Source organism: Methylicorpusculum oleiharenae (genome assembly GCF_009828925.2).
Lineage (GTDB): Bacteria > Pseudomonadota > Gammaproteobacteria > Methylococcales > Methylomonadaceae > Methylicorpusculum > Methylicorpusculum oleiharenae.
The window spans coordinates 39,887-52,465 of the sequence record NZ_WUTY02000003.1; the positions used below are offsets into that span (position 1 = coordinate 39,887).

6 protein-coding genes are annotated in these 12,579 nt (G+C 45.6%); 2 read left to right on the forward strand and 4 right to left on the reverse strand.

Going from position 1 to position 12,579, the window contains the following annotated elements; all coding sequences use genetic code 11:
* Positions 1 to 586: 586 nt before the first annotated feature.
* From GO003_RS25920 to GO003_RS25935, 4 genes are all read right to left on the reverse strand, one after another.
* Positions 587 to 3,793, reverse strand: coding sequence for a type I restriction endonuclease subunit R (locus GO003_RS25920; RefSeq protein WP_159655907.1), 3,207 nt, complete (start codon positions 3,791 to 3,793; stop codon positions 587 to 589).
* A 457-nt stretch (positions 3,794 to 4,250) separates the two neighbouring features.
* Positions 4,251 to 5,708 (reverse strand): ATP-binding protein, encoded by a 1,458-nt coding sequence (locus tag GO003_RS25925; protein WP_159655905.1) that lies wholly within the window; start codon positions 5,706 to 5,708, stop codon positions 4,251 to 4,253.
* A gap of 58 nt (positions 5,709 to 5,766) precedes the next feature.
* The gene (locus GO003_RS25930; RefSeq protein WP_159655903.1) at positions 5,767 to 7,065 is read right to left on the reverse strand and encodes a restriction endonuclease subunit S; all 1,299 of its coding nucleotides are present in this window, start codon (positions 7,063 to 7,065) and stop codon (positions 5,767 to 5,769) included.
* Positions 7,062 to 9,053 (reverse strand): N-6 DNA methylase, encoded by a 1,992-nt coding sequence (locus GO003_RS25935; protein WP_159655901.1) that lies wholly within the window; start codon positions 9,051 to 9,053, stop codon positions 7,062 to 7,064. Before GO003_RS25935 ends, GO003_RS25930 begins: the two co-directional genes overlap by 4 nt.
* 380 nt (positions 9,054 to 9,433) lie before the next feature.
* On the opposite strand from GO003_RS25935, the gene GO003_RS25940 reads away from it, so the two are divergent.
* Complete coding sequence (locus tag GO003_RS25940; protein ID WP_159655899.1) at positions 9,434 to 10,795, forward strand: SIR2 family protein; 1,362 nt, start codon at positions 9,434 to 9,436, stop codon at positions 10,793 to 10,795.
* An 8-nt stretch (positions 10,796 to 10,803) separates the two neighbouring features.
* Entirely contained in the window at positions 10,804 to 11,865 is a 1,062-nt protein-coding gene (locus GO003_RS25945; RefSeq protein WP_159655897.1) for a phosphomethylpyrimidine synthase ThiC, read from the forward strand.
* Positions 11,866 to 12,579 lie beyond the last annotated feature (714 nt).

Consider the following 12,579-nt stretch of genomic DNA (forward strand, 5'->3'; position numbering starts at 1 on the left):
GAGGCAGGATTTTGAGTGTGTTTTTAGGTCCGATAAAATAGATTATAGGACCTAAAGTGGGCAAGTCAACAGCTATCTAGCTGACTTTCACTTGGATGAATACGGACGCTAAGAGGGTATCAAATAGTCAGCTGACTTGGCCTAGGATGAAAAGGTTTATTCAGTAGTGCTACGAAAAATAGAGTCAACTAAACGACTGCCAGCGCCAACAAGTTTGGCTAACACTCGAAGCTGTTCTCTACAGGCGATGTTCGATGTCTTATCCGGGTAATTTAGGGCATGATCGACCTCCCCCATACCTCCTCAAAAAGTGTCCTGATGAATTTCACAACAAATTGGAGAATCTGATCTGGGTCGAATCAAGTAATGTACACTCGTATAAAAGCTTTCTTTAATCGAGACGCTAATGCCAACATCTTCAAAGAACTTCTTCGATTCCGGGTCCCATGTATAGGCACATGGCGCCTCTGGCAGACACCAATCGTTGAGTTCATTGACCTTTCTTAATATTTCATTATGAATTTTTGGAAATTGATCCTGATAAATATGAAGGACGCGCTGCATCTCAAGGAAAGTTTATTTGTAACTAAAAACTCCCATACCGACTAACCCCTGCCCCTTGATAATTGGCATATATATGCTGGTAAACCAACAGACTTCTAATATCCAACTCCTCATCCGGATAAGGCTCTTGTGGCAACCATTGTAAGCTGTGATCAATCATAGTTTTTACTTGCGCGGCAACTTGAGTGCTTTCCCGCCAGCGTTCGATTTTCAGCTTTTCCTCTTTCAAAGTTGCCAATGTTTGTTTAGCCACTTCTTTTACTTTCTTCTCTTCTGCTGGGGTTAACTCAGGCTTTTTCAACAAATCGAAAATTGCTAATGTTTCCTCATCCAGTTCCTCACGCATCGCCCGTTCCATTTCCGGCGCCAAGTCGTTTTGCATGAAATCATTCAAATCATCAAAAGCTTTCTGTACGGCCTGAATATCTTTGCCTTGATTGTACTCTTCGATGATTATTTTATATTTCTCGTAAAACTCTAAGCGAATCGGATTTTGCTGAACCATTTGTTCCAGTTTTTTCTGAATGGCTTCTTGAAGATCAAACACGACTGCATTCTTTTGATTAGACCTGGCAAACGCGGCTCTCAGCTTGTCGAAATCGAGTGAACTCAGATCGACATAGTCCACATCACGCACTTCATTGTCGCGGCTGGTAATACTGATATTTACTTCTTGCTGTAACCGGCGGATAACCGCAGAAATATCGGCCTGCTTGGTTTTTTGATTGAGTTGGTCGTAAATCGCCTGAATAGCGTTGAACGCTGGCAAAAAGGGCTTGGTTTCTGGCTCTGGAAACAAAGCCATATATTTACGAAACACATCACGCGCGGCAACCTCATATTGGGTTCGGGTGGTTTCATTCAAGCAAACCGCATTGGTTGCTTGCTTAAGCTGTCCTAATTTTTCAACTGCCGATGCAGCATGAATCAATTTATCCAAATCAAAGCTAACATCCAGCAAAAAATCACGCACAACGTCAATCGCTTTGTCCAAGTCATCAACTAATTCGATTAGTTTTTCGACAGAACTCCCTTCACCATCTTCACCATTTTGGCCTGGCTTGGTTTTCCCGCCGCCGTCACCATAGACCGAATACGCTTGCTCCAATTGCTTATAAACATTGCCATAATCGATGATCAGTCCGTTTTCCTTTTCGTCATCGTAAACCCGGTTAGCCCGCGCAATGGTTTGCACCAGGGTATGGCCGTTGATGGGTTTATCCAGGTACACGGTCGATACGCACGGCACATTAAAACCGGTAATCCACATCGCACACACAATCACCAAACGAAACGGATTGTTTTCATCCTTAAATTCCGTTTCCAAATCCCGATTCACCATTTTTTTACGGTGTGGTTCAATATCCAGGCCGAGGTTGGCAAACTTCTGGACTTCGTTTTGCTCGCTACTGACCACCACGCACACTTCTGTTTCTTCAACCCGTTTCAAGTGATGCTTCAGTTTCAATGCTTCCTGCTGATCTTCTGCTTTGGCAAGCCGCTGCTTCAGTTCCGCCACATACGCGGGCCAATATTTCATCACCAAACCATGCATACGCACCGCAGTCGGTTTATCCAGCGCCACAAACATGGCTTTACCCTGATAACCCCGCTCGTTGAAATGCCAGACCAAATCCTTGGCAATCGCATCCAGGCGATGCTCAGCCGTTAAAATGGGATAATCGCGCTTAAACGCCCGTTCCAATTTACGCCGCTGGTCGTCATCCAACTCGGTATCGTTGATGATGTCGGCCATGCGTTGGTCAAGATCAGGATTTTCAATGGCCAGTTTCTCGCCGCGATTCAAATAACGCACCGGCAAAGTCGCGCCGTCATCAATTGCCCGCTTAAAGTCATACACCGACACATACTCACCAAAAATATTCCGGGTCAGTTCCTGCTCGTCTTTAAAAATCGGCGTACCGGTAAATCCCAGATAAGAGGCATTGGGGATACCTTTAAAACGCATATTGCGAGCAAACGCGCCGCCTTGGGTGCGATGCGCTTCGTCAGAAATCACAATGATATTGCTGCGATCGGTGATCAGCGGATAGTCGGTTTCTTTCTTGGGATCGATGGAAAACTTATGGATCAAGGTAAACACATAGCGATGATTTTCTGCCAGTAACTGGCGCAAATGCTCGCGGCTTTTCGCCCGCACATTATCTTCCGTCACCGCACCCACACCACTAAAAGTGTCGTACAACTGGCCTTCCAGTTCGGTTCTGTCCACCACCAACAAAAAGGTATAACTGCCGCCCAGCTTACGCAGCATTTTCTGACATAGAAACACCATGGAATACGATTTGCCGGAACCCTGCGTATGCCAAAATACACCCAACTTGCCTTTTAACACCTCAATATTCGCTGACTGATCCATTACCTTATTCACGCCGATAAACTGATGGTTTTTCGCCATGATTTTGGTAATTTCCGAACCTTCGCCATCAAACACTAAAAAGTTCTCAAATAAATCCAATACCCGATGCGGTGCACAAGTGCCGCGCAACAAGGTATCCAGACTCACCACGCCTTCGTCATCTTCTTCGATGCGCTTCCAATCCATGAAAAACTTATACGGACTGGTTAACGTGCCAACCTTGCTATCGATGCCATTGCTCAAAATCACAAACGCATTGCAATGCAGAACTTCCGGGATGGTGTCTTTGTAATCGCTCAGATTATTGTCAAAGGCATGGCGTAAATCGGTGTGATGCGCCTTCAGCTCGAAAAACACCAACGGAATACCGTTAACAAAGCCCACCACATCCGGGCGGCGGTTATACAGCTTACCCACCACCTCAAACTGCCGGACGGCCAAAAAATGATTGTTGGCGGCATCATCAAAATCAAACACCTTTAGGCGTTTTTTCTGCAACACGCCTTTGTCATCCTGATAACTGACCGGTACGCCTTTCACCAACAGCTCATGTTTTTCTTTGTTAATAGCCGCCAAATGCTTATCCGCTGCAGCTTCGCTCAACACATCCACCGCTTGCTGATAGGCGGTGTGCGGCAAATCTGGATTCAGCAACCGCAAAGCCTGCAACAAATAACGCGCCAGAATCACTTCGGCTTTATTCGCACGCCCCAGCAAACCGTCGCTACGATCCGCTTGAGTTGCCAAGGTTTCTTTAGTCCAGGCGGTAACCACCGTCCAACCCAGTCCTTCCAGTACTTCCTGTGTCGCAGCCTCAACCAGGCCGTCTTCCGAATATTCGTAACTCATGGCAATAATCGTATTCCATTAATAATAAGTTCGTGATAAACCTTGGGTTCATGCTAATCAAGCATTCAACACTTGTTAACTTCAGTAACAACACCAACGCTTGCATTTAAATAGCAACTGTCTGATTTATAGCTGCTATTTCATGATTTCCGAATTACAGTTAAATAAGATCAAAGGAACTGCTACCAGCAACTACTACACAAGCAAGACTACGGGGCAACTATAGTTAAATAGCAACTGTTTGATTTATATCTACTATCTCCGGATTTCCGAATTACAGTTAAATAGGATCAAAGGAACTGCTACTAGCAACTACTACACAACCAAGACTACGAGGCAACTATAGTTAAATAGCAACTGTTTGATTTATATCTACTATCTCCGGATTTCCGAATTACGGTTAAATAAGATCAAAACCTGCTACTAGCAACTACATAGCTAAGACTGCTGCTAGCAATCAAACCCAATACGGCAGGTACACCGCAAATTTCTTGGAACTATCTGGATCTTTGATTTTGATCTTACCCGCGCTTAAAGCGTCTTTAATCAGTAAAGAAATTTGCGGGCTTTGCTTGTCATGCATCCCAAACCGCTTTCTCAAGGAGGCATTATTCATCCCGCCAGCGCCATAATACTGAATGATGCTGTGCTGGTAACACGCTTCGATGCGCTCTTCACGGGTCATCTCGGCAAAAGTTTTTGGGCTGTACAGGATGACCTTGAACGAACTATCGGTTTCTTCCATTTTCAGTGGCGGCAAACCAAATAGCTCAATCGCGGTAATCGCCTTCTCAAAACCGGAGCCGCGCTCCTCGCAAATATTAAAGCGTCTGAAGGCAGCGGCCAGCACTTCATTACGTGATTCCGGCGTGGCCCGGATCAAGCGATCAATCTTCTTGCCCGGCAACAACTTACCGGGGTTGGATATTTCAATCCGATCCGCAAAAATCTCAATCATCGGCCCGCTGCCGCGAATCGTAAAATCCTGATGGATCAGCGCATTAGCGATCAACTCGCGCAAAGCAATCTCAGGATACATCGAAGCATCGGTACGCAAAGCATGTTTAATCACCTCGCTGCCCGGCAAAATGCCTTTCAAAAACTGAATAAGCCCTTCAAAGCCAATTGCGTAACCCTTGTTATCAGGAAACTCCTTACTGCCCTGGGTTTTGGTTTTGCCTTCGTACTGAATCACCCGCACCGCTTTACGCGCCAAACCATCAAACTGCGACAGATTTTGCGCGGCGGCCAGTGCGCCAAAGTTGGTAATGTAAAACCCCTTGCCATCCACGTCCTCAATCATCTTTTCTTGTTGCAGCCAATAGATGATTTCCTCGACATTATTGGGCGTCGGCTTTTTCAATAAGGCATGAATCCCGGCCACATCCAACAAGGTCATCACCTCGGTGGCGTTTTTCAAGATCGAAGCATGTAACTCTTCAAACACCGGGGTTTTGCTGTTCAACATCAACGCCCCCACGTCCTGCCGCGATGCCTTGCGGGTACTGCCGCCGCTACGGATAAAACTGTCCTCGATACTTTTATGTGCCAAGTGTACCGGCTTTACCGCGCTCTCCCTGATATGCACAAACAACAAAGGGCAATCATTAAACAACTCGATAGCGTGATCCATACTCACCAACGGTTCCACCCCGGCCCGGCAAAGATTCGCCAACTGTTCAACAATCTTGTCAGTACTCGCTTTGTCGATACCGACCACCTTGCCGGTTGCATCTTCCAGCCCAAACACCAGAAAGCCGCCGCCGGGTAAATTGGCAAAGGCGCACAAGTGCTGGCACAACTTATCCTTTTTCGGCGACAGATTGGATTTCCAGTCCAGTTCGTTCAACTCCTGCGGCACCGGCGACAGACTGCTTTGCAGGTAAGCGATGGCTTTGCTGGTCCAGGGTTTCATGCGCATAGCCTCAAACCCAAAACAGGCAGCGGCAGGGATAACTGGAAACTCAGGCGGCTCATACGGTTTGCGGCACTTGCGTCGAAGCTGACAGATTGCTGAACGACTCTGGCAAAACCAGCTGTTCGACATCGATCATGCCGGTCATCAGACGCGGCAGCAGAATGTCACGGGCTTCTTTGAGGAGTTGGTTTTGCGACTGATACATTGAAATAGATTCGTAAATAGGTGATGAAAATTCATCATATTTGATTAGTACATCTTTTGTTGGTACCACCACCTTAATGAGTTCAGCCAAATCAGTTCTTGAAAGCTCCTGTTGATTGGTTGCACCTTTACCCAAATTTTCAATAAAAGACTCAATATGTTCTAAAGCCCTTCCTAAATACAAAGCGAATATAGGCGTACTAGCCCGAACAATAGTGACATGGCTATCAACAGTAGCAAAACCTGGTGTTGCGAATATTTGAGCAACTCTACCTAAAGTTCCAGTTCCAGTTGAATTTATTAAAATATCAAGCTTATTTATTAATTTGTCATCTGGAATTCTTTTTGCTTTGGAAGTTAATCTAGCTTCTTCAAGATTAACATAATGGTTTCTGATGCATTTCTGATTTATTACACAAAAACCATCATTCTCAACATAATCAGGAGAAACCCCTCTATTTATATATGACGTCACATTACCAAGCTTTTCTTTCTTCCACCCCACCGGCAAGCCCGTTGCCGAATCCAGCGGCGTGGTTTCGTGGCCGGGGAATTTCAGGCGCACAAACCATTCTTCGTAGGTGATTTGCGCCATTTCTTCCAAGAGCTTGATGCGTGTTAAGTTATTTTCAATCAGGTAGTCATAGGCAGACAAGATGGCGGCGATATTTCTCTGTAAATGAAGGGGCGGCAATTCCACCTTACACTTATAAATTCGCTCCGGCGCGGTGTGTTTAACTTTCGCACCACTTGCACTACCAGATATTTGTTGCCTGACTATTTGGGTATTAAATAACTTATAAACAAAAAACAAATCCGCTTCGGCATCGTTTTTAATTGTGACGAGGCCTAATCGTTGATTATGTAGAAAACGATCATTTTCGGGAATTATTGCAGCGCTACCAAGCAGCCCTTCACCTTGTTCAGTCATTGCCACAATAACATTACCTTTCGATAACAAATATTCCGACGGATAATCTCCAGAATAAAACCGATCTTTATCCCCCCTTGCCTTAAATCCCCCTTCTTCATAGAAATTGCCTGGGGTTAAAACTATGTGCTGACCAACATCTGAAAAGTGTTCACTTTTAAAAGCCCAGCCATGCTTAACTCGTAAGATTTCACCTAGGGTGATTTGTTTCCATTTCATACAGAAATGCCTTGAATTAAGCCCATCAATTCATTGGCATTAGTATTTAAACAAGCCAGTTCCTCTCGAATTTCGCTTAACCTATTTTGATAATCAAAATCCTCATCTACCTGAATGCTATAGCCCACATAGCGTCCCGGTGTCAGGCTGTAGTCGTTTTCTGCCACTTCGGCCAGATGGACAATTTTGCATAAGCCTTCGACATCGGCATAGTGGCCGTCGGGAAAGTAGTGCAACACATGCTGCCAGTCTTTCAGCGCCTGTTTGTAATCCTGTATCGGTTCGCCGACCTGGCTTTTGCCGTATTGGTTTTGATATGCGTTGATGGCTGCGGATAATTCGCGCAGCAGTTTGCCTTGCTCATCCAGTTGCTTTTTGCCAGCGCTGTCTTTTTTATCCAGGGCTTTTTTGGCGGCATCCAGTTGGGTTTTGTAGTTTTCCAGCAGTGCCGCCAACTGGGGCACAGGATTTTCAAAGGCTTTCAATAAGGCGTGGCAAGCGGCGTAATCGGCATCCTTAGCCAGGATCACGCTGTGCGCCAACTCCAGCTGTGCGGCCTTAAAGTTCAAGGCAGTGTTGTTAAACAAGCTGCCGGCACACTGTTGCCGTAACTCATTGACCGCCTCGACTAGACTGGTGGCTTGCTCAATAGCGTGGGCTTGAAGTTGCGTGGTGCATATGTCGATGGCCAGCAAGTCGCCGCGATAGGCGTTCATGATGGCGGTGAAAGTCAACAACTGGCCGGGTGAGTAGTCGTTGATGGTGGTCGTGACTTTGCGGAAGGTATTGCGCGCATCGATCATCAGGATTTTGTCGCGGTTTTCCTCGCGTTTGCCGCGATCCAGAAACCACACATGACAAGGCAGCGAGCGGGTGTAGAAAAAATTGTTGCCCACGGCCACGATGCAATCCACCGCGCCAGTTTCGATCAGCTTTTGACGGATGGCTTTTTCGCTGTTACCGGCATCGGTGGCCGAGCTGGCCATAACGAACCCGGCCCGGCCTTTGTCGTTCAGGTAGTGGTAAAAATACTGTATCCATAAATAGTTACCGTTGTCGGCCTTGGGAATGCCCACGTCTTTAAACAGGCGTGGGTCGTTTTTAACGTAATCCTTATCCTTGTCAACCTTGTTGACGTTAAACGGTGGATTGGCCATCACGAAGTCGCATTGGCCGATCAAGCCGTGCGGATCACTATAAAAGCTGTTGCTTTCGATGATTTTGCCTTCTATGCCATGAATAGCCAGATTCATTTTCGCCAGCTTGGCGTTATTGGACTTTAATTCGGTGCCGTAGCATTTGATGGTTTCGTTGACGTTTTTGCCGCCGTGTTCTTCGATGAAGTGGCCGGTTTGCACAAACATACCGCCGGAGCCGCACGCATTGTCTTGAACGATGCCGTGGTCGGGTTGAATCATGTTGACGATCAGTTGCACTAATGACGGAGGGGTGAAGAACTCGCCGCCTTCCTGAGCACCCGCACCGCTCATGGAAAACTTCATCAAAAAATATTCGTAAATGCGGCCAAACACATCGCCGGTCAGGCTTTTGACCGAGTCTTTGTTGAATATCCGGATTAGTTCGCGGAGTAAATCCGGGTCCAATTCCTGATAATTCTTCGGCAAGATGCCAGCCAGATCGGTGTATTCCTCTTCAATCAAGCGCATGGCGGTATTCAAAGCTTCGCAAATGCCAACGCCTTCCGGCAAATTGGCCAGATAGTCGTATTGCGATTGTTCGGGCACCAGCATGGCTCCCGCAGCCAAAAAGTGTTCTTTCGTCAGTTTCACTTTGCCGCGCGGGGTTTCCGGCAAGCTGGCTTCCAGGCTTAACTTGGCTTGTTGGTATCGGTTTTGCGCATAACGCAGCAGAATCAAACCTAATACGGGGTCTTTGTATTCTGCCGCAGTCAGTTTGGAATTGGCCCGCAAATTATCGGCGCTGGCCCAAAGTTCGGTTTCAAGTTGTTTGATTTGTTGCTGATTCATGCAGTTGTTAAAGCTTCCTGTAATTTTGATGCGCTCGGAGTGCGCTCCATATTATTCTAATCAGTAGGACGCTGACCTTTGATATTAGACACGTTTGTCAGGTTAATTTGACCACAATTTTGCCGCCTTTCCAGGCGTGGTAATATTAACAAAGATATTATTGCATACTGTGCAAGTTGCGTAGCCCACACTGGCAGCATTTATCCATCTAAGTCTAAGTACATACTATTTTGTCCTAAATGGAAATATATAATTGTGTAAACCAGTTGATTTCGATTACGAACAATTTGAGGCAATTCTTCATACCCATCCAAATGTCTGGATAGATTGCTTGAAGGGTAAAATAACCACTTTTCAATAATCCATTATAGGGCGGTGCCATGGATGCCAACGATCTTGCTCAAGAATTTTCTAAGCAACTAGCGGCAGGTTTTGGGGCGATCTTTGTAGGATCGGGAATTTCTAGTGCTTCAGCAGTGCCAAACTGGATAGGATTACTTGGTGGGATGGCTCGCACTCGTCTTGGGTTGATCATCGATGCTGAAGATAATCTGCCATTAGTGGCGCAATATATCGTTAATCAAGCAAACGGTAACAGAGGTCCTCTCGTCCAGCATTTCAGAGAGGAGCTGACGAAACACTATCCGCTTAATCAATACCACACAACATTAGCTCGGACGAATGTAAAAAATCTATGGACGACAAATTACGATACGCTTTTGGAGGATGCTTTTCGTCGCTACTTTCACGTTAATGTCAAAGCCTCCGATGATTCCGTATCCCGAAGTGTTGAAAATTCCGAAATTGAGGTGGTCAAGATGCATGGATGCATTGAGAATTCACCGCATGACGATTTGGTCGTTACACAGGAAGACTATGAGACATTTTTTGATAGAAGACCTGCGATGGCACGCAGGCTCGGCCAGGACCTGCTTAACAAATCATTCCTTTTCATAGGGTATTCCTATGAAGATAGTGACATCAATAATATTCTTGTCGAGGCTAGGCGTTTAGCTCGCAACGCCACTCGGCAACACTTTATTATTTTATTGCGAAATCAAGATGCAAAAAAACAACAGCGGCAGGATCTTTGGCTTGGAGACCTTGCGCGAGTTGGAATCCAAGCATGCCAGATTGACGAATTTGGCGAGCTTCAAAAGATATTGGATCGTATTGCTTTAAAGTCCAGAGGTAACACAGTATTTGTCACTGGCTCACATAGTCGGAATGAAAGAAAGCAATCTACACGCCTGCAATGCATTGGCCGGTTACTAGCTCAGGAAAGCAATCTTGTGCTTCTTGATGGCCAATCCGCTGGTACAAGCCGGTTTGTTGTGTCGGCTTATCTGGAGGAGTGCATACAGAGAAAAGCGGATATTTTAAGGCGGCTAAGTGTGTTTCCCAATCCCTATGCTGCGAATCCAAATTTTTCGAACGATAGAAATCTTATCCCTATCCTTAAGGAATGGCGTTCACAATTGCTAAGGTCTGCTCAGGTAATGGTTGTTTACGAGGGTGGTATGGGTACAGAGGCGGAGGTAGGTGTCGCCCTTGATTTAGGGTGTCAAATTATTCCTGTTCCGGAATGCAAAGAGGATTTGCCGTGGCGGTTATTGGATCAGAATCAGGGGATACAGGATGCGTTGAGAAGTATTAATGGCGTTTACTTGGATAAAGCTCTGCGTTGCCAAGTAGAACCAGAGGACGTTATGAATTGCGTCCGAACTATTTTAAATCATTGACCTAGCCAATGATTATTAAGGTCCAATCAGCTTCAGGTTGCTTCGAAGTAGGCCTTGGTCTAAAAACTCGTGTGATGGCTCTTGTTGGAATTAGTCATCCCCGGCAACTTCCAGATCAAATCGCAAAAATTCGAGCATTAACTACTATGGATAACGCTCCCGACATCATCGGTGACCTCAGTATTTGTCCAATAATGCAGGATTTGCCATTGTGGAAATGGATCGTTAAGGAGACGCCTTTTGTTGCTGCTTGCCTGCCTGTCTATACGATTAGTAGCCATGGTGGTCGAATCGACCCTGCGGAATTGTTAGACAAATGTATAGAGCAAATGGAGGGTGGTGTTGGGATATTGACGATTCATCCAACTCCATCTGAGGATATTCAAAGTCTGGCGCTAAATCGTCTTGTACCTTGTACTTCCAGAGGAGGAGGCATCATTATCGCCGATGCAGAAAGCCGAAATTGGAGAAGCGAAAATGCCTACATAGAAATTCTACCCCAGTTGATTCATCATGCAAAAATTAATGGGACTGTCTTAAGTCTTGGTGCTTCCTATCGATCCGCCAATATTTTTGATTCATGTGACGCCGCCCAACAGGCTGAAATTGAACGTCAAATTGAATTGGCAAAAATTATTTCAAACGAAGACGTTGGTGTAATCATAGAATCTCCTGGCCACGCACGACCAGCTGACATCAAGAGGCTAGCGTCAATACTACGAAAGAGCGGCTTTCCGATTATGCCTCTCGGCCCCATACCAACCGACACGGCTATAGGCATGGATCATGTATCAAGCGCTATTGGAGCTACGCTTCTTGGTCTTGAAGGGTGTGCCCACATCCTTGCAGCGGTTACGAGAGAAGAGCATACGGGAAGAGTGCCATCATTAGAATCTACTATTGAAGCAGTAATGTCAGCTCGAATCGCTGCCCATGTGATCGACCTCCACATTCTAGGTGATGATGCTGCAGATTATGCGATTGCGAGTGCTCGCGCCGACAATAGAACTTGTATCATTGGCAAAGAGACCCCAGGATGTGACCGTTGCAAGCATGCATGCCCACTTTAGAATCTAATTTACACTTACATGCCTTGGATACAATCATAGCCATGATTGATATTAATCAGCTGTCTAGGAGATTCTCGAAATTTCAAAATATGCGCTAAAGTCTGACGTAGAAAAAGCCTGGATTTTGTCCGGGCTTTTGCATTTTATGGAAGTGTGGCAACAGGCATTTAGCATGAGCGTAGAAAATCTAACTCTTGTCTTCGACGGTTCATGTGTTGAGAAAGGCGAAATAGAAGTGCAGGACCTAGCGCCTACGTTATTGGGGTTGTAAGCCCAAACCCAGGAATTTTGGAAGTTCAACTATAACAATGCCTTATAAGGCAAAGATGCAGCTAACAGGGGTTAATTGAAGGTTATGTCGACCAGCATGGATACCGTAAGGAATGCTTCGTAAATGAGTAACAGGAAGGACATGAAAAGCAAAATCGAGGCATTGAATCTTTTTTGATTTTCACAATGAGTTTTCTTGTGCTCTTTCCCGATCAAATTGGCGGTTTTTTGACTACAAGATAAACACTCGTTTTTCTTGAAGTTAGGAGTGCCAAGCCAGTTATACCGACTGTTACAGGGCAATATTACTCATTTACGAAGCATTCCTTACGGTCGGCCGATCCGAGATGAAAATGCCGGATAAGTGCAAAAAAAACCGATTATGAAATCAAGAAAAAGCACGTATCTCCTGTTTATATATCCGCTACCAACTTAGATAACCGC

Coding starts and splice junctions, on each gene's coding strand:
- GO003_RS25920 (WP_159655907.1), bottom strand. CDS start 3,793: ATGAGTTACGAATATTCGGAAGACGGCCTGGTTGAGGCTGCGACACAG.
- GO003_RS25925 (WP_159655905.1), bottom strand. CDS start 5,708: ATGAAACCCTGGACCAGCAAAGCCATCGCTTACCTGCAAAGCAGTCTG.
- GO003_RS25930 (WP_159655903.1), bottom strand. CDS start 7,065: ATGAAATGGAAACAAATCACCCTAGGTGAAATCTTACGAGTTAAGCAT.
- GO003_RS25935 (WP_159655901.1), bottom strand. CDS start 9,053: ATGAATCAGCAACAAATCAAACAACTTGAAACCGAACTTTGGGCCAGC.
- GO003_RS25940 (WP_159655899.1), top strand. CDS start 9,434: ATGGATGCCAACGATCTTGCTCAAGAATTTTCTAAGCAACTAGCGGCA.
- GO003_RS25945 (WP_159655897.1), top strand. CDS start 10,804: ATGATTATTAAGGTCCAATCAGCTTCAGGTTGCTTCGAAGTAGGCCTT.